The sequence below is a fragment of the Pseudoalteromonas sp. APC 3893 genome (assembly GCF_030408095.1).
Taxonomy (GTDB): Bacteria; Pseudomonadota; Gammaproteobacteria; order Enterobacterales; family Alteromonadaceae; genus Pseudoalteromonas.
Genome location: NZ_JASDCD010000014.1, coordinates 102,488 through 125,995, shown reverse-complemented (window position 1 = coordinate 125,995; position 23,508 = coordinate 102,488). Strand labels below are relative to the sequence as shown.

The 23,508-nt window shown below is 40.4% G+C and carries 19 protein-coding genes; 6 read left to right on the top strand and 13 right to left on the bottom strand.

Features of this window, described 5'->3' with window-relative positions:
• Positions 1-117: 117 nt before the first annotated feature.
• From QMA12_RS15485 to QMA12_RS15475, 3 genes are all read right to left on the bottom strand, one after another.
• Positions 118-2,298: an OsmC domain/YcaO domain-containing protein gene (locus QMA12_RS15485; protein WP_087534674.1), complete on the bottom strand. Its 2,181-nt coding sequence runs from the start codon at positions 2,296-2,298 to the stop codon at positions 118-120.
• 282 nt (positions 2,299-2,580) lie between these two features.
• Positions 2,581-3,666, bottom strand: a complete 1,086-nt coding sequence (locus tag QMA12_RS15480) for a methyl-accepting chemotaxis protein (protein ID WP_087534673.1) — start codon at positions 3,664-3,666, stop codon at positions 2,581-2,583.
• 170 nt (positions 3,667-3,836) lie between these two features.
• Positions 3,837-4,766, bottom strand: a complete 930-nt coding sequence (locus QMA12_RS15475; RefSeq protein ID WP_087534672.1) for an AraC family transcriptional regulator — start codon at positions 4,764-4,766, stop codon at positions 3,837-3,839.
• 174 nt (positions 4,767-4,940) lie between these two features.
• Between QMA12_RS15475 and QMA12_RS15470 the strand changes: the two genes are divergently transcribed.
• The 5 genes from QMA12_RS15470 to QMA12_RS15450 all read left to right on the top strand — a co-directional run bounded on the left by QMA12_RS15470 (position 4,941) and on the right by QMA12_RS15450 (position 8,682).
• Positions 4,941-6,461, top strand: a complete 1,521-nt coding sequence (locus tag QMA12_RS15470; protein WP_290210498.1) for an aldehyde dehydrogenase family protein — start codon at positions 4,941-4,943, stop codon at positions 6,459-6,461.
• Between the two features lie 142 nt (positions 6,462-6,603).
• Positions 6,604-6,963, top strand: a complete 360-nt coding sequence (locus QMA12_RS15465; RefSeq protein ID WP_290210499.1) for a hypothetical protein — start codon at positions 6,604-6,606, stop codon at positions 6,961-6,963.
• Positions 6,964-7,015: 52 nt separating this feature from the next.
• On the top strand, positions 7,016-7,915 hold the full coding sequence (locus tag QMA12_RS15460) for a S41 family peptidase (RefSeq protein ID WP_290210500.1): 900 nt from the start codon (positions 7,016-7,018) through the stop codon (positions 7,913-7,915).
• Between the two features lie 58 nt (positions 7,916-7,973).
• On the top strand, positions 7,974-8,408 hold the full coding sequence (locus QMA12_RS15455) for a GFA family protein (protein WP_290210501.1): 435 nt from the start codon (positions 7,974-7,976) through the stop codon (positions 8,406-8,408).
• Positions 8,409-8,484: 76 nt separating this feature from the next.
• Positions 8,485-8,682, top strand: coding sequence for a CPXCG motif-containing cysteine-rich protein (locus QMA12_RS15450; protein WP_290210502.1), 198 nt, complete (start codon positions 8,485-8,487; stop codon positions 8,680-8,682).
• Positions 8,683-8,695: 13 nt separating this feature from the next.
• Here QMA12_RS15450 and QMA12_RS15445 read toward each other — a convergent pair whose 3' ends face one another.
• From QMA12_RS15445 to QMA12_RS15400, 10 genes are all read right to left on the bottom strand, one after another.
• On the bottom strand, positions 8,696-9,697 hold the full coding sequence (locus tag QMA12_RS15445; protein ID WP_290210503.1) for an alpha/beta hydrolase: 1,002 nt from the start codon (positions 9,695-9,697) through the stop codon (positions 8,696-8,698).
• Positions 9,698-10,068: 371 nt separating this feature from the next.
• Positions 10,069-12,324 carry a tetratricopeptide repeat protein gene (locus QMA12_RS15440; protein WP_290210504.1) on the bottom strand — a complete coding sequence of 752 codons (2,256 nt, stop codon included), beginning with the start codon at positions 12,322-12,324 and terminating at the stop codon, positions 10,069-10,071.
• Between the two features lie 244 nt (positions 12,325-12,568).
• Complete coding sequence (locus tag QMA12_RS15435; protein ID WP_087533445.1) at positions 12,569-13,357, bottom strand: sterol desaturase family protein; 789 nt, start codon at positions 13,355-13,357, stop codon at positions 12,569-12,571.
• On the bottom strand, positions 13,350-13,982 hold the full coding sequence (locus QMA12_RS15430) for a CDP-alcohol phosphatidyltransferase family protein (RefSeq protein WP_087533444.1): 633 nt from the start codon (positions 13,980-13,982) through the stop codon (positions 13,350-13,352). Before QMA12_RS15430 ends, QMA12_RS15435 begins: the two co-directional genes overlap by 8 nt.
• On the bottom strand, positions 13,975-14,625 hold the full coding sequence (locus QMA12_RS15425; RefSeq protein ID WP_290210505.1) for an ATP-binding cassette domain-containing protein: 651 nt from the start codon (positions 14,623-14,625) through the stop codon (positions 13,975-13,977). Before QMA12_RS15425 ends, QMA12_RS15430 begins: the two co-directional genes overlap by 8 nt.
• Position 14,626: 1 nt before the next feature.
• Positions 14,627-16,339, bottom strand: a complete 1,713-nt coding sequence (locus tag QMA12_RS15420) for an ABC transporter permease subunit (protein ID WP_290210506.1) — start codon at positions 16,337-16,339, stop codon at positions 14,627-14,629.
• A complete protein-coding gene (locus QMA12_RS15415) occupies positions 16,339-17,538 on the bottom strand; it encodes an ABC transporter substrate-binding protein (protein WP_290210507.1) in 1,200 nt (399 codons plus the stop codon). The genes QMA12_RS15420 and QMA12_RS15415 overlap by 1 nt, the downstream gene beginning before the upstream one ends.
• 49 nt (positions 17,539-17,587) lie before the next feature.
• A complete protein-coding gene (locus QMA12_RS15410) occupies positions 17,588-18,373 on the bottom strand; it encodes a DUF547 domain-containing protein (protein ID WP_290210555.1) in 786 nt (261 codons plus the stop codon).
• Positions 18,374-18,404: 31 nt separating this feature from the next.
• Entirely contained in the window at positions 18,405-20,558 is a 2,154-nt protein-coding gene (locus QMA12_RS15405) for an FAD-dependent oxidoreductase (protein ID WP_087533439.1), read from the bottom strand.
• Positions 20,559-20,570: 12 nt separating this feature from the next.
• Entirely contained in the window at positions 20,571-22,901 is a 2,331-nt protein-coding gene (locus QMA12_RS15400) for a TonB-dependent receptor (RefSeq protein ID WP_290210508.1), read from the bottom strand.
• A gap of 163 nt (positions 22,902-23,064) precedes the next feature.
• Here QMA12_RS15400 and QMA12_RS15395 point away from each other — a divergent pair, with 163 nt between their 5' ends.
• A complete protein-coding gene (locus tag QMA12_RS15395; protein ID WP_290210509.1) occupies positions 23,065-23,478 on the top strand; it encodes a hypothetical protein in 414 nt (137 codons plus the stop codon).
• Positions 23,479-23,508 lie beyond the last annotated feature (30 nt).

Below are 23,508 nucleotides of genomic sequence, written 5' to 3'. Positions count from 1 at the left end.
GCAAACTCGCAAACTCGCAAACTCGCAAACTCGCAAACTCGCAAACTCGCAAACTCGCAAACTCGCAAACTCGCAAACTCGCAAACTCGCAAACTCGCAAACTCGCGCTCATACTCTTTATTTAGCTTTTTCAGCGCGTGCGGCGTGAAGTTTTTTGTAGCTGTCAATTAAACGCTGATGACGCTCTAACCCTTCAAGTTGCATGTTGGTCGGTGTTAAGCCATAAAACACAACATCGCCATTGATTGAGCCTACCACGGCATCCATGACTTCTTGGCCAAACATACGAGTAAAGCTATAAATATAGTCTTCTATTTCCAGGTCATCACTTAAGGCAACTTCCAGCGTTGCATGCATTGCTTGGTAAAATAACCCGCGTTCAACGGTGTTATCGTTAAATTGTAAGAAGGTTTCAACCAGCTCCATCGTCGCTTCTAAGTCACCCAGTGCTAAGTAAATTAACAGCTTAAGCTCAAGAATCGTTAACTGGCCCCAAACGGTGTTTTCGTCAAACTCAACGCCAATTAGGGTGATAATGTCGATATAGTTATCAAGCTGGCTGTCTTCTAAGCGCTCAACTAAATCGGCCAGTTGATCTTCATTTAAACTGTGCAGGTTTAAAATGTCTTCACGGTATTTAAGGGATTTATTGGTGTTATCCCAAATTAAATCTTCAACAGGATAAACTTCAGAGTAATCAGGCACTAAAATACGACATGCAGTGCCTAAATCTGAAAACTCAGCAATGTATGCTTCTTTACCTAAGTCTTTTAAAATACCGAATAGGCTTGCCGTTTCTTCTTCGTTCGTACCCGAGAAGTCCCATTCAACAAAGTTATAATCGTGCTTGGCACTGAAAAAGCGCCACGAGATTTTACCTGTTGAGTCAATAAAGTGTTCAACAAAGTTTTCCGGCTCAGATACGGCCATACTGTTAAATGTTGGTTTTGGTACGTCATTTAAACCTTCAAAGCTGCGACCTTGTAATAGCTCAGTTAAGCTACGTTCAAGGGCGACTTCAAAACTTGGATGCGCGCCAAATGAAGCAAATACACCACCAGTTTTTGGGTTCATTAAGGTCACGCACATTACTGGAAATTGACCGTCAAGCGAGGCATCTTTTACCACAACTGGAAAGCCTTGCTCTTCTAGCCCTTTAATACCGGCAACAATACCTGGGTATTTAGCAAGCACTGCGTCTGGTACGTCTGGTAATACAATTTCTTGCTCGATAATTTGGCGCTTAACCGCACGCTCAAAAATCTCAGATAAACATTGTACTTTGGCTTCGGCAAAGTTATTACCGGCGCTCATGCCGTTACTTAAAAATAAGTTTTCAATTAAGTTTGATGGGAAGTATACGGTTTCGCCGTCAGATTGACGTACATAGGGAATAGAGCAAATACCGCGTTCAACATTACCTGAGTTAGTGTCGATTAGGTGCGAACCACACAGCTCATCTTCAGGGTTATAAATGCTTAGCGTGTAGTCGTCTAAAATGCCTTCTGGCAATGAATCGTCATCGGTAAGTGCAAACCATTTTTCATTTGGGTAATGGACAAACTCACTGTTGGCAATTTCTTCACCAAGGAATTGATCATTATAGAAAAAGTTACAATTTAAGCGCTCGATAAACTCGCCAAGGGCAGAGCACAATGCGCTTTCTTTGGTTGCGCCTTTCCCATTGGTAAAACACATTGGAGAGGCGGCATCACGAATATGTAACGACCATACGTTTGGTACGATATTGCGCCACGATGAGATTTCAATCTTCATACCTAAGTCGGCTAAAATCGCGGTCATATCTGCAATGGTTTGCTCAAGAGGCAAGTCTTTACCTAGAATAAAGGTATTTTCGCTACCCTCAGGCTTTGCCATTAACATGGCTTGGGCATCGTTATCGAGGCTTTCTACTGCGTCAATTTTAAATTCAGGCTTGGTTTGAATAACGCGCTTAACTGTACAGCGGTCAACTGAACGTAGGATACCGGTACGGTCTTTTTCAGAAATGCTTTCAGGCAGCTCAACTTGAATTTGGAAAATTTGATTGTAACGATCTTCAGGGTCAACGATGTTGTTTTGCGCAACACGAATGCCGTCGGTCGAAATATCACGGGCATTGCAATACACTTTTATAAAGTACGCAGCGCATAAAGCTGACGATGCTAAAAAATAGTCAAATGGACTTGGCGCAGAGCCATCCCCTTTATAACGGATTGGTTGATCTGCGATCACAGAAAAATCGTCAAACTTAGCTTCTAACCTAAGATTATCGAGAAAATTAACTTTAATTTCCATTGAGTTGGTCCACCTTCATGCGCACTAAAAAGCAAGGCAGCTAAGTGTTTGTGCCAGGCTTGATAAGTATATTTTCATTTAGCTGCAATTATCCGCTTTTTAGGGGAGCAGATACAAGTAATAGTCGAGGTTAATTTTCAAAAGAACAAGCTCTGCTGGCGTTAGCCAGTTGGCATGAGTAAAGTTAAAGCAAAGTATAAGGCAATTGAGTAACTGCATGGCTCATTAAATGATTGAGTAGAGGTTAGCCTGAGTAAACGAACCTCTATCTTATAAGCTAGTTTAGGGAGCCATGAGTCTATCGAGTAAACTCATTACTTGCTCACTTGCAGCCTCCATTAAGTTTATATGCTTGATTGCTTTAATTCTTTCATTATTATGAATAAGAACTAAAGCTTCAACACCATTGCGGTGCACTTCTCTATGTGGTTCTTCAAGTTGTTTGAACGCATTAAGGTTTTTAAAATCCAGAGCCTGATCAGAGTTGTACCATTGGCCTAAACGACACATAGTGTGATCAGTAAAGTCATCAACTGACTTATTCAAAGAGCCATTTGCAACGGCATATACCTCTCCTTTCCACACAATATGATCAAGTTTAACTGTTTGAATAAACGATCGAATAGCTGCGCTCGTGATTGTGTTCTTCATATTTGTGCAGTGGCTGATAATAGTACTGTAATCACTGTTTAAAGAATCGAAATTAGTAGATAGTTGAGAATTATTATGTTGAATATCAGAGACTGAGTTAACGGTTTCAGTTGTTTTATCTATGATCCCTTTCACAAGCTCAGATACTTCCTGTGCAGATTGATTGGTATTGGTTGCTAATGTTCTAACTTCGTCCGCAACAACACTGAAACCTCGGCCTGCTTCACCAGCTCTAGCGGCTTCTATAGCGGCATTTAAAGCAAGTAGGTTTGTTTGATCTGAAATTTTAGAAATGGTAACAACAAAATCATTTATACTGTCAGCCATGTTAGAAAGGCCTGAAATATTGTCAGTCATACTCCCCATTTTGCGTGCCATTTGTTCCATCTCATGGACGATGTGACTCAGTGATGTGTTTGAGTTATCAAGTAACTCACTTATTTGATAACTCACTTTGCTTTCTTCATCAATTGTAAGATATGACTCTAAAACAGTTTGACGAACATGCTCTATTTGGTTGATACACTCAATTGAACTTGTTAATAAGCTTTCCTTAAATTCGTTATTATCATTGGCTGTAAAGTGGTTGAGCTGCTCTTGTAATTCTTGGTTTTCAATAGTAAGGGCATTGTTGTTAGCTTTTAATGCCTCGACTTCTTTTAATAATCCATCATATTTATTCTTAACTGATAAATAGCTTTTTTTCGCGACAAACATATAAGCTTCCTAGAACAATACTTAAAAAATACTGTTGTAAAAATTAAAATAAACTAACCATAGTATATATCTACCGACTAAAAAAATTAACTTTTGTATCGTTTTTCCTGTTTATATGTGATGTGTGTCAAAATATCTTAATTTAAAGCCATTATTTATATAGAGCTATTTTAACTATGTTTGTCTTGTTTTACTTTCATCGCAATACTTTTAGCCGTTATGCCAAAAGCTTGTTTAAATAAACGGCTAAAATGACTTGGGTTATTAAAGCCCAATTCGTAGCATACAGCACTTACTTTTTGACCTGATTTTAGTAGGGTTTGTGCTTTCTTAAGTCGTAATTGTTGTAGCCATAATGCAGGGCTTTGTCCAAACGCAAGTTTAAATTGTTGATAAAACTTACTGCGGCTCATACAGGCTATTTTGCATAACTTATCGATATCGAGAGGTTGATTAAGGTTTTCAGCTAAGTAATCCAGCGCGTTATTAAGGCTGCAATTAATTTGTGGTTGATGGCAATTAGCGAGCATTAAATCGCGACTTTGTTGTTGTAACAGGCGAGTGATTAATTCATTAACTGAAAGCTCTATTAAATAATGTCGATCTTGCTCGTTTTCACTGAATAAACCAATCATACGCTCAAGTAACTGTTGGGTTTGTTGATTATGCTCGGCATGGATAAGTTTAGGGATGTATTGAAAAAAATCATCATTGCTTATTTGTTGCTGCATATTAAGTGCATCAGCGACTTGGCTAATTTTATCACGGCTTATTTCAATTGCTAAACAGGTGGTTGGTTGTTTAACTGACGCTTCTGGAAAATCAATCAGTACACCTTGCTCAGGTGCTAGCACAAATGACTGCTGTGGTAAAAACTCTTTGTGGTAATCACTGTCGCCAACATGCATGATTTTTTTACCGCTGATCATGCCACAAAACAATAGTTCGCTGGAATGCAGCGCCACTTTTTGTGCATCCTGGTAGGTATCGTAAATACTCAGCTGTGCGTTATCTGAGGCAAAAGTAACTTTGTTTTCGATAAGTACATCAACTGCTTGTCGCTGTTTGGTGAGTTTATCTTTAGTTAAATAAGCCGCCATTTTACCTCACTTGTAAGTCTGGACACACAGACACGTTTTTTGGACCGGTAATCAAGTTTGTAAGCCTGTTATGCGCTAATGTCAATAAATGGCGGATAAATAACCAATAATTCCCCGCTAGATTTGCCTTTTCGGCAGTGAATTTAACAACAACTTGAATATAGGACACACACAATGATCTATACAAATCCAGGCAGTGACGGTGCACTCATTAACTTTAAATCTCAGTATGGTAATTATATTGGTGGGCAATGGGTTGAGCCAGTTAATGGCCAGTACTTTGAAAATATTAGTCCTGTAAACGGTAAGGTATTTTGTAAAATACCGCGCTCAGATAAAGCGGATATTGAGCTTGCGCTTGATAAAGCCCACGAAGCAAAAGTGGCTTGGGGCACAGCTTCAGTCACAGAGCGTAGCAATATTTTATTAAAAATTGCTGATCGTATTGAACAAAACTTAGAGCTACTCGCTGTTGCAGAAACATGGGATAACGGTAAAGCAATTCGCGAAACTTTAGTGGCCGATATTCCGCTGGCAGCAGATCACTTTCGCTATTTTGCCGGTTGTATTCGCGGCCAAGAAGGCAGTATTGGTGAGATAGACGAAACCACCGTTGCCTATCATTTTCACGAGCCGCTGGGCGTAGTCGGGCAAATAATCCCTTGGAACTTCCCAATTTTAATGGCTGCTTGGAAACTCGCGCCAGCGCTTGCTGCGGGGAACTGTGTGATTCTAAAACCCGCGGAGCAAACTCCAGCCTCCATTCTAGTATTGATGGAAATTATTGGTGATCTGCTACCAGCAGGGGTTTTAAATGTCGTAAATGGCTTTGGTAAAGAAGCAGGGGAGGCACTGGCAACCAGTACTCGTATCGCTAAAATTGCCTTTACTGGCTCGACGCCAGTTGGCTCACATATTTTAAAATGTGCCGCAGATAACATTATTCCATCCACTGTTGAGCTTGGGGGGAAATCACCCAATATATTCTTTAACGATGTGATGGACAAAGACGATTCATTTTTAAGTAAAGCCATTGAAGGTGCGGTGCTTGCTTACTTTAATCAAGGTGAAGTGTGTACTTGCCCGTCGCGTTTGTTTATTCAAGAAGATATTTACGAGCAGTTTATTGAACGTATTTTACAGCGCACTTTACAAATTAAACGTGGCAATCCCCTTGATAGTGAAACCATGGTGGGTGCGCAAGCATCACAAGCTCAGTTTGATAAAATTCTTAGTTATATTGAAATTGGTAAAAAAGAAGGGGCAGAAGTACTCACGGGAGGTAATGTTGAGCAATTAAGTGATGAGCTAAATGGCGGTTATTACATTCAGCCTACTTTGCTTAAAGGTACTAACGATATGCGAGTTTTCCAAGAAGAAATTTTTGGCCCAGTTATTTCAATGTCGACCTTTAAAGATGAAGCAGAAGCGCTTGAACTTGCTAACAGCTCAGAGTTTGGTTTAGGTGCAGGCGTATGGAGCCGTAATATGAATCGCGCTTATCACTTTGGCCGTAAGATAGAGGCCGGCCGTGTGTGGACGAACTGTTACCATATGTATCCAGCCCATGCTGCATTTGGCGGCTATAAAAAATCAGGCATAGGTCGCGAAACCCACAAACTCGCCCTTGACCATTATCAGCAAACTAAAAATTTGTTGGTTAGCTACAGCGAAGATCCACTCGGCTTTTTTTAAACGCGGTTTAAGCGAAGCTGTAATTTAATTAAGTAATGCAAAGCGTGGCCACTGGCTGCGCTTTTTTGTATATAAACTAGTTACATTTTAGAGTTTGGTTTACTTAGGTATCAGTAAAATATAATAATTAAAAAGGATTTGTATGAAGAAGGTGGTTAAATCGTCTCCTAAGCTACTAGTGGTCGTTATGTCTTTACTAGCAGCCCATGTTTATGCGCAAAATGATGAAGCCAGCTCTATGCAGGATCTGCAGCGAACTGCAACGCAGTGGCAAGCTGTAACAGAGCAAGATATTCAATATGCCTACGCGCAAACAGCGGCGAATCACCCGGGTCTGTTTGACAAACTCAACCTTGATTTTCCAGAGTTACTCGATAGTGCTAGATACCAAGCCCTAGAGCTTGCTAAACAAGTAACAACGCCTCAGGCCTATGCAGCTGCAATTGCACGTTTTAATACGCAAAACCATTTTTACATTTCATGGGCAGGTTTAGCTGCCTAGGCAATGGTGGAATCAAGGCCGGCGATTGCTTATTGATGAAGGAAACCCATTTTTGCCTAAAATAAAAAGCTGTGATTTTGTCAACGTAAATGGAGCGACTTATAGTGTGCAACTTAAGTGGTCTGTTCGCCGACAAAACGTTCGCGAGCAACTAGGACATGCTTTTAATGGGGATGAGCTCCCTATCGGTCTTCATTGGGCAAATAAGGATATCGCTTGGATTGCAATGCCAACATTTTCACCCAATGAACAACAACAGGCTGATTACCGAAAACTATTTGCCGATTTAGCAAAGCAGCGCGCCCAGTTATTAACGGCCAAAGCGGTAATTCTTGATCTTCGCCATAACCAAGGGGGATCTTCTTTTTGGAGTCTAAAAGTTGCAGAGCAGTTATGGGGGCAACAAATCGTTAGTTATCGTAGAGAAAAAGCGAACGCAAAAACTCAAGTTTGGTGGCGCGCATCAAAAGATAATACCGAATATGTAGAGTCATTAAAGGCAATTTTAAAAGACCAACCAGAAATGTACCAAATGGTAAAAGAAGTTTCTGCGGGCATGCAACTATCGTTACATGAAGGAGATGCGTTTTACGTTGAGCATAATCAGCCACCTGAGCGCAGTTTAGATGAAGTAACAAGTAGCGCTTTTCAAAATAAAGCGATGGTGATTGTTCCAGGGCAGTGCGGTAGCGCCTGCCTGGATGCTGTTGATACTTTTAAGCTGTTTTCAAATACAGAGCTTTTTGGCGCGCCAAGTAGTTCAGACTCTACTTATATGGAAATCAGGTTAATTGATACACCTTCTGGGTTGAGCAAGATGATTATTCCTAATAAAGTGTATGTAGATAGACCCCGTGAAAAAGGATTCTATTATCAGCCTGATATTCCATATTATGGGCTTGAATGGACAACAGCAGTCTTACTTGAGCAAGTTAACAGCACTTTACAATAAGTACTGTTAATATTATAGCTATTCTATAACAAGCAATATGACACTAAGGATAATAAGTATGGCACTTCATAAATCAGGCTCTATGGGTAAGCAATATTTAGGCTCGTGTTTATGTGGCTGCGTGAAGTATGAGCTTTATGGCGATTTTCACTCATTCTTCCTCTGTTATTGCGGTCATTGCCGAAAAGATTCAGGTTCAGCACATGCTGCAAATTTGTTTGCATCTGCAGCAACACTTAACTGGATACAAGGCGAAGCTGAAGTTAAAAATTACCAGCATGCTAACACATTACACAGCAGAAGCTTTTGTCAAAACTGTGGGTCTGCACTTCCAACAAGAGTTGAGAAAATGAATTGTATTGTGGTTCCTGCTGGTAGCCTGGATAGCGCAGTTACAATTCAGCCAACGGCTAAAATCTATGTGGGTAGTTGTGCGACATGGGCAAAAAGTTTCAACAACGTACCTAGCTATGAAGCTCTGCCATTGCTATAAAGTAGAGTGTAGAGATAAATATACGGAGTATCTTTATCAATACTGGCTTGTAAATTAATAGAGGAAGTTTTAACCGATGAATCAATTAACAGAAAAAACCATCGCATGCCCTTATTGTGGTGAGCATATCGAAGTACTGCTTGACCCCGCTGACGTAGATCAACAATATATTGAAGACTGCCAGGTTTGTTGTAAGCCGATTAATTTTTTAGTTTTTGAAACGATGAATGAAGAACTCTCTGTCAACGTATTCAGCGATGACGAGAGTTACTAGCTTTAACTTTCAATTATTTACCTTCCAACGCTTTTATAAACACCTTTTTAAAGCGATCAAAGTCTTCAATATGCGGTAGGTGACCGATATTATCCAGTTCAAATAGCTCTGAATTTGAAATTAATGCTGCGGCTGATTTACCGAGCTTATCGTAGCGTCCAAGTTCATAGTCAACACCTTGCTTTTTCCAGTTTCGGCCTGGACCTGTTCTGTCCCGAGTACCAATGATTAACTTAACTGGCATTGTGAGGTTAGCAAACTCGGTGATCACTGGTTGGGTAAAAATCATATCGTAGGTTTTTGCGTTGACCCATGCGATTTTCTTTTGATCTGGGCCTTGAATTTGGCCAGTAATAAAGTGAGTAAGTGACTCGAATTGGCTATTCCATTTACCATCATAGTAATTCTTTTGCTGATACTGTTTAACTCCCTCAGGAGTTTTAGCTAATTCATTTTTATAGAAAAAATCAGTGTCTTTGTATTGTACATATTGCAGATAGTTTTCAAGACCGATAGGGTTCATTAGAATGAGTTTGTCAGTCATATCTGGATACATTAAAGCAAATCGACTAGCAAGCATGCCGCCCATTGAGTGACCTAAAACAATTGAGCTTTTAATATTAAGAGAGGTCATTAAAGCGTGAGTGTGATGAGCAAGCGCTGCAAACGAGAATTGGTAATTTTTTGGCTTAGATGATTTACCAAAACCAATTTGATCAGGCATTAATACCCCATAGCCAAGTTTTTGTAAAAGCTGTGCGGTTGATGTCCAATAATGAGCATTAAAGTTTTTACCATGCATCAGTGTTACAACAGGTTTGTTACCTTTGGCTGGTAAATAGATATAGGCCATTTTTAATGATTGTTGCTGAGATTCAATATCAAAAAATAGGGGAGTAAAATCGTACTTATAATTACTCAGAAGTCCATCGTAACTTAGTTCTTCAGCTTTTTCTTGGCTATGTGCCACAGAACTTAATAATAGAAAAATACCTAATTGCCATACTTTATACACTTGAAACTCCTTTGCATTCTCTATAAATACCTATACTAAACCTAAACAGATTCTGCCTAGGGGCGATTTACTCTTTGTTGCTCGGTTTTGACTTAGCCCACTAGATTACAAACTTCGCACCGCGATTAAATGCTTCTGGTTTGAATGAATTTTAATCAGCAAAGATAAACTGACCCTAATTTACTTACTTCTAATATTACTGCATAATTACACACGTACGTTTTGGTACATGTAGACGGTTGTTGTATAGTAATTTTAAAACTATGTATGGTAAAGTATGTTGCTGTAGAACTTAGACTAATACACTGGAATCTGCTTCCTTAATGCTACCTTATTCAATAAGAGCAACTCGTCTATCAGAGTTACTGTCCTTATTTATTTAGACTTTGCATCATTTTTATCTGTTGTATAAATTGTTGTACCTGTTGGTTACCAGGAACCAGTTGTGCTAAATTTTTGGCATAACGCATTGCTAAGTCATACTGCTTATTGGCTAAGTACGCTTGAGCTAAACTATAGCTGATATCAGGGTTATTTGGGGTGATCCTAAATGCTTTTTTCAGTGCGCCTAAAGCGTGCTCCATTTGCCCCATATCCTGTAACAGTATTGCATACGTGTAATTGTAATTAGCATTATCAGTAGATAAATCTGCCGCTTTTTGTAAATGCCCTAAAGCAGATTGCTTGTTTTTCACTCGAATGTAACTCATTGCCAAAGAATAATGTAAATCAGCCGCTTCAGCATTTACTTTAAGCCCTTGCTTTAAAATGTTTTGTGCCGCAACTTCGTCACCTTGAATACGACAGAGGTCTGCTAAATTGACATAGCTTGGAATGAAAATATCTTCCACTTTAATTGCCGTTAAATAGTGCGCTTTTGCTTGCTCTGGTTGATCAAGCTCAAGTGCTAAGTTACCTAAATTTGTATGTGAGAAGCCACGCTCAGCTTGGTAAGACTGAGCTTGCTTGTATTCGTTTAATGCATTTGTGAGTCGTTTAGTATCAGTTTCATTCAAGCCACCAGGGAATGGTTCAATCAGCATCGCAGCAAGTGCACGGGCGGCTGCACTGCGTATTGGTAAACGCGAGTCATCTAATAAGCTGTTTAGCATGCGCCAGCGCTGTGATATTTCATACGGCATCGCAGCGACTATAGCGGCTTGGCGTTTCAATGGTTCATCTTCTTTTATCGCTCTAGTAATTGCCATAACGGCATTGTTATCGGGTGTATTTGCCATACGAGTGAGTGCCGATGCACGAATAATATCAGGGAAGTCTTTATTTTGAGCAACCTTTGTTAGCATGGATGAACTATTAGGTAACTGGTTATCAGCTGCGTGAAAGGCCTGTGAAAAATGATCACTTCCCATGTGTTTTGAACTTGGGTGCCACAGCTTAATATTTTTCACCGCCCACTGAGGCGTTTTGTCTTCATGGCAACTATTACATGCATTAGGTGCTTGGGTTTTCAATGTTAAATCCGGACGCGGTACTCTAAAGCTGTGATCGCGTCTAGCATCTACTTGCATGTAGGTTGTCGCAGGCATATGGCAATTAACGCATTGACTGCCCGCATTATAGATCTTATGACCATGATGATCCGGTGTATCAAATACCTCACTTGTGTGGCATTGAGTACAGGTTTGGTTACCTGGCAGCTTTAACTTACCAGAATGAGGGTTATGGCAATTGCTACACGTGACACCTGCTGCAAACATTTTACTTTGCTCAAACGAACCCCATACATAATCTTCATCCCATACTTGGCCATCGACATGGTATAGCTCAGGAGTGATGAGTGATGGTTGAAACTGTTTTAAAAACTCATGAGGCTCCACTCTGTCGGTAGTTTGGCTGCGCCTAGAATGACACGTTGCACAAACCGGTATTTGCGCTGAGCTTTTTAGCGGCTGAACACTTTTCATACCGCCATCAGCTTGGCGAGTAAACAATGGTGTTTTTTTACTAATATTGACCGAGAAGCCTTTGTCTTTAATATCAGTATCACCATTGGCCCAGATGAGGTGTTGCTGAGTATCACCATGACAGGCTTGGCAGCCAACATTTATTTGCGTAAACGTAGACTTAAAGCTGTTACTTTGTAGGTCAAATTGTTTTTTAAAATCTGTAGAGTGGCAATCTGCACACATGTGGTTCCAATTTTGTCCCATTTGCGACCAGTGAAATATATCATGTTTTTTTTGCTCAGGATGCAGCACAAACCAGCGTTGCCCACCTTGCTCTTTCGTGCGAGAGTCCCATGCAAAAGGAAATAATTGGATTTTCCCTTGCCCCATATCAAACATATATTGCTGTAAGGGTTGATAGCCAAAGGTAAAAAGTACGGGGTAATTCGTTAATGTACCTTCGAGATCTGGCATGCTAATAACTAGCTTTTCATTCTCAGTGAAAAAACGAGCTTGCTGTCCTTGGTAGTCGAGTGTTTGGTTATCAAAGTTACCCAATACGGTCTTTAATGTAGCTGGCTCCATGGCATGAAAGTGGTCTGAGCGTTGCCAATCAAGTACTTCGGCTTTGTGGCAAGAAATACACGTTTGCTCGTTTGCTTGAGCATCGTGAAAAAAAGACAAGGAACTCATCCAAGCCACAAAGTATAGAAATCGCATTTACAAATATCCTTGTGCGAACAGCATTATTAAGTAACTTAATCCACTTCTATCAGCACAGCAATGCCAGAGTGAAGTTTATAACTAATTAGATTATAACAATATTGTAATTAAGAAAATAATACCAGCTTGTATCTCTTCAATCTTAAAATTGACACGGCATATGATAAACATCCATTGCAATAAGCTTGGCATGGTATAACGATAAATTAGGGTGTGTTGACCTTTCAGGCTTAAAATTTGTTCAAACTTTAAAAGGCATTAGTAATAAGGTTATTATTGATGCATTTTTTTTGTTCGCAGGGTACTGCCTTAAACCAATTTTCAAGTTTGTATCATCTTCAGTTGCGCAGGTTTTATAACTTCCAAACAACTTGTCCCACCAGATCACACTAAAGCCATAATTACTGTTGGTTTCATCTGGTCGCTGACTGTGATGAATACGGTGTAGCTGCTGAGTGATAACTATAAACCGCAAAACTTGTTCTAGCTTTTTGGGTAACCGAATATTAGCATGATTAAACAAAGCAAAACCATTCAGTGCAATTTCGAATATGAGTATAGCGATAGCTGGTGCGCCTAACGCTGTAACGGCAATAAGTTTGATTAAAATACTGAGTACAATTTCAAGTGGGTGAAAGCGTAGCCCTGTACTTGCATCTATGTGGTTGTCAGCATGATGTACTTTGTGCAAACGCCAGAGTAATGGTACTCGATGGAATAGCCTGTGTTGCCAATATATAAGCATATCGAGTATTAATACACTCAGCAGAATAGTTAACCAAAGTGGTAGTTGGATCAAGTTAAAAAGACCAAAACCTTGCTCGGTATTGTAAATTGCTAATGCAGTTAACCCGATGGGCACAGTTAAACGAGCAGTCACGGATGATATAAACACTAAGCTAAAGTTTGCAAACCAACGGTGTTTAGCCGCAACAAGGGATTTACGAGCAGGTTTTAACCTCTCAAGCAACATCATGATTGCTAAGATACTGATGAAAAAGCCGAGTCGCCAATAAAGCTCATTATTCATGTAGAGCAGACTCTTGTTGTTTAAGCGTGAGGTAGCCGCCATAAATACGAGTAACAATAGTAATCGCACATGCAAACGCAAATATACAGGCCAGAATGGCAAAGTGCTGAGGCCAAATACAAAAAGCAATAAACAGGGCAATGGTTTCTGTGCCTTCAGTCAGCCCATTTAAATAATAAAAGCTTTTATATTTAAACTGTGGTTTTTCAAGCTTAAATTTTTCAGCGGCAATAGCAAAGGCTAAAAAGCTTGAGCCAGTGCCAATAAAAGTGGCTAATAAAATGGCCCCTGCAATGGCATTTTGCTCAGGGTTCGCCAATATAAAACCAAGGGGGATCGCAGCATAAAATAAAAAGTCTAAGGTGATATCTAAAAAGCCCCCCGCACTTGAGCTTTGTTGACTGTAACGAGCTAGTGCGCCATCAAGGCCATCAAAAATACGGTTAATAGCGATGGCGATAAGCGCACCGTACCATAATTCAAATGCTAATAATGGCACTGCGAGTAGACCAATAATAAAGCCAATCACTGTCAATTGATCTGGTGTTATTTTTTGTTTGTCTAGAAACATAACCACAGGCAGTAACAGTGGTTTGATTACTGGGGTGATATATTTATCAAGCATAGGTGTTTTCCTGTGAGCTTAAATTAATAACTTTACCATTGGCGGCATCAGTATCACTCTGATCGTGGGTTACCATTATTGCGGGCAATTGGTGCTCTCGTATTTGATTAAACACCAGTTGGCGCGTTTCTTGGCGTAGTTGACTGTCGAGCTTACTAAAGGGCTCATCCAGTAAGATAGCTTTAGGCTCACTTAATAAAACACGCAATAATGCTACTCGAGCTTGTTGCCCGCCAGATAAATTGGCTGGGTTACGCTGCTCTAGGCCACCTAAACCAACTTGCTCAAGGGCGTGAGATATTTTATCAGTACGGTGTTTTTTAACACCATTTGGCATTGCAAAAGCAATATTGCCAGCAACCGATAAATGCGGAAATAACAAAGGGTCTTGGTATAACAAGCCAATATGGCGTTGGTGGCTTGGGATCTGAGTGATGTCTTGTTGATTTAAAAACAAGCTACCTTGAGCGCGAAACTGATGAGGCAACATGCCAGTAAGCCAATTCAATAGCGTTGATTTTCCACTGCCTGACGGGCCCATAATGCTGAGAATTTCTCCTCCTTGTATAGACTCATCAATACTGATCAGTTGGGTTTGCTGACGCCAGATAGTAAGTTGCTTAATAGCTAATAAAGAGTTCATCTTACGCCTTATGTTGATATTTATTTAGGAGTTTAGGGATAAACCAGGCCAGTGCAAAAGCAAGTGCAGGCAACAGCATTTGCATTAATGCATAAACTGAACTGACTCGTCTGCTGGCACCGCTTGCCAATGTAACTGCTTCAGTAGTAATGGTGTCTATTCGCCCGCCGCCATTCAATAAAGTGGGTAAATATTGACTAAAACTAATGGCCAATCCAAGAGCAAAAGCAATACAAATTGGGCTCATCAGCATCGGTAGTTTTACTCGCCAAAATACATTAGCTGGGGTGGCGCCTAAACTTGCTGCCAAATTAGCAAAGCGTGGGTCTAGTCGTCGATAGCTACTGGCTAGTGATAAAAAAACATAGGGAACAACGAATAACAAATGACTAAAAATAACATTGAATAATGCATGCTGACTATTAACTTGTTCTTGTAACCACACTAAGCCAAATAAAAACGCAATGCTTGGAATAAGCATCGGCAAATAAATAACTAAGCTTGCAAAGCGAGACAAACTTTGTGCCCGTTGTTGTTCTGCTTCTAGGGTGAATAAAGCAAATATAATTGCAATAAATGTGGCTGCAAAGCCTATTAAAAGAGTATTTATTAATGATGTGTGCATTTGCATTAGTGCATTATGCCAATGCATAGTCACAAATTGGTCTGGCAAACTTGCTGGAAAACGCCAATACCCTGCAAAAGACCAAAGTACAAGGCCAGCTAACGAAAGTACAACACAGCTGATCAAAATGAACGTTGTCGCATGAGTAAAACGCATAACAAGATGGCCTGCGTAATCACGTTTGCCATTGATTATGCTTGTTTGGCTGACACGCTTGGTTAACTTTTCAAGTAACCACCAAGAAACTAATAAAATAACGGTCAATACCAGTTGAATTATAGCGCCTGCAGAGGCTTTGATTCGTAACGTTAAATCTACATCGTTAAACCAGTGCATTATTGCCACTGCGAGAGTAGGAGGCGCATTAGGCCCTAAGATGAGTGGTATCTCAACATTGGCACTGGCATAAGCCAGAACAGCGAGTAAGGGTAACCGTAAAAAAGGATACAAGTTAGGTAGTACAACTTTAAAAAAAGCCGTCATTGGGCAATAACCTAAGCTCAGGGCTATTTTATGCTGGGCACGTAATTTAGCGCCTAAATCAGCTTGTGATAACGCACCAAGTGCCATCAATAATAAAAAAGGTAACTCTTTTAATGTCAGGCCTAAAATCATACTAATCCCCCATGAGTCATGCGGCAATAGCCAATCTGGTGGGGTTTGCCAAGCAGTGAGCCAAGGTGAAAATAGCCGTGATATCATTCCTGAGGGAGTGATTAAAAAACTAATAGCAATAGCTGCTGCTGCATGTGGTATGACTAAAATAGGCCCTAATAAGCGCTGAATTCGATAAAGCCAAGGGCTATTAAAATAACAAGCAAGTATCAATGTAGTGATTACAAAGGCAAGTAAGGTACTAGCCAGTGCACTAGATATGCTCAGCAGCACCATCTGACAAAACCCGGGGGTGTTAAAAAGTGCAGTAAAGCCTTCTAGTGAAAAGCTCATTTTATTGAGTGCTGGGATATAACCGAACGCGGGTAATAACACGCCAACAAGGCCACCTAAAACAGGTAGAATCAGTAAAGCCATGAGTAATTTTGGAGATAGCAGTACAGCTTGAGTAAAAAAATCACGGGATTTGATCATTAATTTACCTTCTGCATGTTACTTTTTGCCCCATATCGCATCAACCATTGTTGGTTTATTAATGCCACCCAACTTGGATGAGGCTCGGCTAGAGAAGGGCTTTTAGAGCTTACTGTTAAGCTGCTTGGGTGTGCGGTTGTTTGATTGAATAGCGCCGCTTGTTCCGTACTGAGTGTGGAAAGGTCAAGTACGGTTTGATCACCCCATACAGAGGGTTGTTGCTTTTTAGCTTGCGCCGGTACACTTAACATAAAGTTAGCCACAATCTGTGCGCTATTACTCTGAGTCGCATTATAGGGGATAGCCACAAAGTGAATATTACTGAGGCTACCGTCGTGCATGGCATAGCTGCGAATACTCGTGGGTAAATCGTAACGTTCAACGGCTGCTGGTACTTCTGCTGCAGAAAACGTTAATGCTAAGCTTAACTCAGTGTCACCCATTAAGCGCCGAAGTGCTGTGCTATTAGAGACAAAAAAGTGGCCTTTGCGCCATAGGTTTGGGTGTAAAGCATCTAAATAGTGCCATAGTTTGGGCAATATTATAGCGGCTGTTTCTTTAGTGGCTGCTTGATAGAGTAAGTGCTGTTTATCTTTCGGCGTTAAGCTAATCAAGGCATATTTTAGAAAACTCACCCCGATAAAATCAGGCGGTTTTGGATAAGTAAAGCGGCCGCTGTTTTTTGCGCTCCAAGAAAGTAAATCTTGTAATGTATACGGAGGACTTTGAGTAGCTTGGCTATCATAATAAAATGTCAGGGCCGCTTGCCCCCATGGAGATTCCATACCATGAGTAGGTACGCCAAAGTCTAAGGTAACGGCTGGGTTTTTTATTGGGTTTGTTAACGCAAAGTTTGGTAGCTGCTCTGCCCAGTTCGGTGTTAATAAACCATGTTGAGCCATGGCAGCAAAATTAGCCCCATTGATCCAAATAAGATCTACTTTACCGTTATGATGATTTCCCGCAGATTTTTCTGCAAGTACACGACTGACTGCTTCGCTGGTGTCAGTGAGTTTTATGTGGTGTAAGTCAATGTTGTGTTTTTGCTTTACTTGATCAGCCAGCCACTCAATGTATTTATTAATTTGTGGGTCGCCACCCCAAGCATGAAAATACACAGTGCTATTTTCACCTTTTTTAACAACTTCTTGCCAGTCTGAAGCTGATCCAGTCGGTATCCATGAAATGGCTAATAGCATTAAAATAATAGCCCGAAAACAACTCTTTTGACAGTTAAAGGGGTAACATTTACTGAATATCATTCAGTGCCCAATCGTAATCTAAAAACTCTATTTTCATGGCATTACTTTTTAATAGCTGTTGTTGCTCTGCATTTAAGTTTATCGCATCTGAATATAATAAAATAAAGCTGGCTAAAGAATGTGAATCAGCAAAGCCTTTTTCAAAGTCATCTTGATACCATTTAAAGATTGATGAAAGATACAAAGTATCCCCATCAGCGTAGTTGCGTGTTTTATCAGCCAAAAAGAGCGTTGTTTGTTGCTCAAGTTGTTTGTTTAACTCAGGCGCAATATAAGCTTGGGCTCGCAAAGCAGGGCAACCGATGCTTGCACAGTTAACTGCAAAGTGAATACGCGGTTCGTTATACTTATTCTCACCTCTGATCAAAGTATGTTCAATATTATCTAAGCTGTGAACCTCACCTAATAACGGTATAAACTCTTTGCTCCAAGGTGAACTAAAAAAGCTGCCCAGCTCTTTAATAGAGTCTATATTTGGGTATTCACTTAGTATAAATTCAATGGTCCAAGCATTGTATGCATTAATCAAAAAGGCTAATTGGGTCGCATTACTCCAACTGTCAAAGTCGCTCTTTTCTACCTGAGATAATGTCTTTAAGTAGGCCTGCAATTTTGCTTGCTCAGTTTTAAACCCGGTATAATCAGCTTGAGTACCTACGCCTTCATTAATGATTTTGACGTGTTTGTTGAGCAATTCATTCCAAGGTTGATGAATTGCATTTGATTTTTGCTCAGCTTGCACTGTGGTGCTGGCTATAAAAGCCAACACCATAACTAACAACAAGTGGTAAGCTAATTTCATATCAGCCTCTGCGCCAAGTGTGGTATTTTTCAAGCCAATTAAGCACGGTTTGTGGCGCATGCGCACGTTTCCATTCACCTGCTGCGTACTTGTTACCCTCAGCCCATGTTGGGTAGCTATGAATAGTGCCAAGTATTTTGTTAAGGCCTAAGCCGTGTTTCATTGCTAACACAAATTCAGCTATTAGGTCGCCAGCATGCTCCGAAACCACAGTAACACCGAGTATTTTATCTTTTCCTTTAGGGGTAATCACCTTGATGAAACCTTGGGTTGCACTTTCAGTGATTGCTCGGTCAAGTTCTTCAAATTCAAAACGGGTTATTTCGTAATCTATACCTTGATCAATCGCATCTTGTTCATTTAGACCGACTCGTGCAACTTCTGGGTCAATAAATGTCGTCCATGGGATCACACGGTAATCAACTTTGAATTTTTTCAGGTTGCCAAATAAACCGTTAACAGCAGCGTACCAGCCTTGATGTGCTGCAACATGAGTAAACTGGTAAGGCCCTACAATGTCACCTGCGGCAAAAATGTTCGGGTAAAGGGTTTCTAAGTATTCGTTAGTAACAATGGTACGGTTAGTTTCTATCCCTAACTCTTCAAGCCCATAGCCTTTTAAGCGAGCACTACGACCTACGGCGCATAGCAGTTCGTCGTATTCAATTTCAAGCTCTTGATCTTGGTGTTTAACAACAATGTACTTTTTACCATCACGAGCTTCACAACGCAGCGCTTGATGATTAGTTAATACATTTACGCCACTGGCTTTGAGTGCACGAGTAGCAAATTCAGAGACCTCTAGATCTTCTTTAATCATAATACGATCGGCCATTTCGATTTGTGTAACCGATGAGCCTAATCTAGAAAAACTTTGCGCAAGCTCTGAGCCAATTGGGCCACCGCCCAGTACGACTAATTTTTTAGGAGCGTGATCTAGTTCAGCAAATTTGCTCCACAATGTATCGCTAGTGACATAGCCAGTTTCTTCTATACCAGGAAGTGGTGGTACGAATGGACGTGCACCGGTTGCAATGACAAGGGTTTTAGCAGTAAGCGTTTGGCTGCTACCGTCGTTTAATTTAATTTCCACTGTCCATGGATCAACTATTTTGGCGTAGCCTTTAAGTACTTCAACACCTAATTTTGTATAGCGCTCAACACTGTCGTGCGGGGCGATATCAGCAATTACCTGATGTACACGGGCCATCACTTTTTTAAATGAAAACTCTGCAGTGTTACTTTCTAAGCCATACTTGTCTGCATGTTTAAATTGTTCAGCGACTTTAGCGCTTTTAATAATCGCTTTACTTGGCACACAACCATAGTTTAAACAGTCACCACCCATTTCACCGGCTTCAATTAAGGTAACCTTTGCTTTAACGGCTGCGGCAATGTAACTGGTCACTAAGCCACCCGCACCTCCGCCGATGACTATCATGTTGCGGTCGAACTGTTTTGGCTTATTATAGTTTTTATAAACTTTACGTTTTTTTAGAGAGTTAATAATTGCTTTAGCGATAAATGGAAAGATACCCAATAATGCAAAAGATAAAATAAGATTCAGAGACAAAATGCCCGACAAGCTGTCTATCTGGGCTAGTTGTGTACCCGCATTAACATATACAAAAGTACCTGCCAACATGCCTAGTTGGCTTACCCAGTAGAATGTCCATGCTTTGATGGCTGTAACACCCATTAATAAATTGATTAAAAAGAATGGGAATACCGGAACTAAACGCAAAGTAAATAAGTAAAAGCCACCTTCTCTTTCAACGCCTTTATCAATGGCATCTAGACGCTCAGGGAAGCGTTTTTTTACTGTGTCTCGTAATAAGTAACGAGAAACTAAAAAGGCTAATGTAGCCCCTAATGTTGAAGCAAATGAAGCAACGAGTAGGCCTTCAACTAAGCCAAATAAAGCGCCCGCAGCTAAAGTTAAAATTGCAGCGCCTGGTAACGATAGGGCAGTGACCGCGACATATAACAAGAAAAATCCGCCGATAACGAGCAAAGGAGATTGCTCTCGCCATTGACTAAATTGCTCCATTGAACCTTTTAGACCATCTAAGGTAAGTAATTGGTGTAAATCAAAATGAAAAAATAACCCTACAGTAAGCAAGGCTATAATAAGTAGTAATAATTTCTTTAACATGTGCACTCGCTTTTAAAAGTTATGTTGAAATGTAAGTTTTGCATGAATAGGTAACTCGGGATAAACCAAGGTTGAACCAAAATAACCGCCTTCAAATACCGGACGCCAATTATCTTGATTGGTTACATTAGAAATATCTAAACGTAATGATGTTTGCTCATTAAATGAATAACGGCTGTTTACGTTTAATGTATATTGATCGCGTATATAAACTGTTGCTAAATAATCCAATGGGTAGCTCTTTGTGTATATGCCTCCAAGGCCGATATCCCAATCATCGGTAATCGAAACCCCACCATTAAAACTCACAGACTGCTCTGGAATGCCCTGTACGCGCTGTGTTGAAGGCGCAAAAGATGCAAAGTTAGGCGCACCTACTGATGTACCATTTATAATATCAGGGCGCGAATTATCAAATGCATCGGCCACTTGGCTAGAATCTTGGCTACTGGCTGAATTATCGTAACGTGCATCAATATAACTATAGCCTATGCTAAACCAATAAGCAGCTGTATCGTAAAAAGCTTGTGCTTCAAACCCTTGAGTCCGAATACCGGTATTACTACCGTCACGGTTTCGTAAGCTACGGCGTTGATTAAATAGTGCGCCATCAATATACCAAGCGCTATCATTAGGAGAGTACTTTAAACCGACTTCAGCAAGGGTGTTGTCGGTGGCAAAATTTTGTTCACTAATTTTGTTATCGCTGCCAAGTACCGTGCCTCCAGCCATACTATTAGAGGTAGCTTGGTTATAGCTTGCTGTAATATAACTGGTCAGTTCTGGGGTAAGCTTATAATTAATACTTGCTTGAGCAGAATGTAAAATTTCATCAATCGTGTCGCTTGCGGCTATTTGCCCTTTTGGTGCAATGGGGTCACTTGCTTTAACATCATAATAATCAAGACGGTAACCTATACTGGTGCTTAGAGTGTTAGTCCATCGGCTATCATGCTGTATGGCAATGCCTGTTTGCCAGCTGGTGGAGTTTGTTGTATCTGATAATGAAAAGTCACCACTGCCATCGTTATTTAAATCATACTGACCGCCCGGGGAGACAAACACACCTGGTCGAAGCTCAACTAAACGCGCTTGTTGTTCCTCAGTTAAAGGGATACGACGGTTTTCAATTGGGCCTGTTAAATCAATGGGTAAGTCTGCCTCGGTGGTAAATTGACTATAGCCTTTGACTTTGTTGTAGCGAACATCAAATGCAAAAATAGTGTTTTGATCTTGATCCCACTGATAATTTAACTCGGTCCTGCTCTGCGCCGTGTCTGCACCATCTATAATTTCGACAAAACTGTTTTGCGCAATACCTTCTCTTTGCAGATGCTGAAAATAAGTTATGTTTTTAATAGCCGTTTTACCATTTAACTGATGCTTATAAATGCTGTGTAATAAATAAGTGGTGGCATTGTTTATGTTTTCAGGGTCGGTTAGCACTTGGCTTCGTGGGATCACCACTTGCCCCGTTGGCGATACAATAGCGCCAGCACCAGGCACTGTACTGCCGTTTGCTTGTTCGCCTTGTCCGGTAATGTACAGGCCGTCATCGATGAGTGCTTGAGTTGGGCGGTTTATTCCTGCGTTATCGGTATAATCAACTTGGTAAAGCTCAAAATTCATATCCCAACTGGTTTTATCATCAGGTAAAAAGCGTAAAGCAGCAAATAAGCTGTCACTTTCATACCCAGCATAATCATAGAAGCTGTTATTATCTATGTGCTCAGCGCTGACTCTAAAGCCACTTTCACCTTCTATAATCGGGGCTGAATAATCAAGCTGGGCACTGTAATTATCCCATCGTCCTGCTGAGAGTACTATTTTACCTTGAGAGGCATGAGTACTCGCAGTCTTTGAATGTAAATTAACAAACCCACCATTACGCTGACTGCTACCGAGCAAAACCGGTGGCGCACCTTTGACTACATCGATTTGCTCAATGGCATTAAACGAAACCGGGATACCAAAGCCATTATTACCAGCTTGGCGACGCATACCATCTTGATATAACTCACCTAATTGACCCCGCAAAGTGGGTAAACTGGAGGCACCAAAGCCACTAGCCGCATAACTATTAGGAGTAACAGCGAGAATATCTTGCAGTGTAGTGATATTAAGCTGTTCAATCATATCACTTGAAATAGGTGTGATGGCACGGGCTATATCTGTAAGTGCCAAGTCGTCACCAAACGAACCGCTGATTGTTGCATCTTTAGGCGATAATTGCTGTGCTGATAGTTTATCTGCCAATACATGTATGACTTCAATATCTTTGTTTGCATTTGCTAACGATGTAAAGCTGGCGCAAATGCTTAGGGCTAAAAATGCATATTTCAAAATGATCTCACTACTGTTTCTTATATGTACGTTTAATGAGACCTTTATGGGGTAAAAATACTTTCACAAATTTTTCAATTATTTATATTTAAATTTTTTTGTAATAAATTAATAGTTAGTCGGTCTTGTTGTTTTTAGTAGTAAAAACCCGAAAGGAAAACCAATGACTCAGACAATAACAGCTGATACCCAAAACCGCCTGCAATGGTCGCTATTTTCATTACGTTTAGGTGTATTTATAGTAATGCTTATGTGGACCTTAGATAAGTTTGTAAATCCTGGGCACAGCGCCCGTATTTTTGAACACTTTTATGGCATCAGTGGCTCAACAGATATCGTTGCGTATGTTTTAGGTGCGCTACAATTAATATTGGTTTTAGCATTTATGGCTGGCGTTAAAAAACGCGTTACGTATGGCTTAATCTTTTTAATGCATGGTGCGTCGACACTTTCATCATACGCACAATATATTGATGGCTTTAATAACTTGTTATTCTTTACCGCATGGCCGATGTGGGCAGCGTGTTTTGCATTGTATCTATTACGTGATCAAGATGTGAAATTCACAGTAAAATAAAAACAGCAAAAGCCGCGTTATACGCGGCTT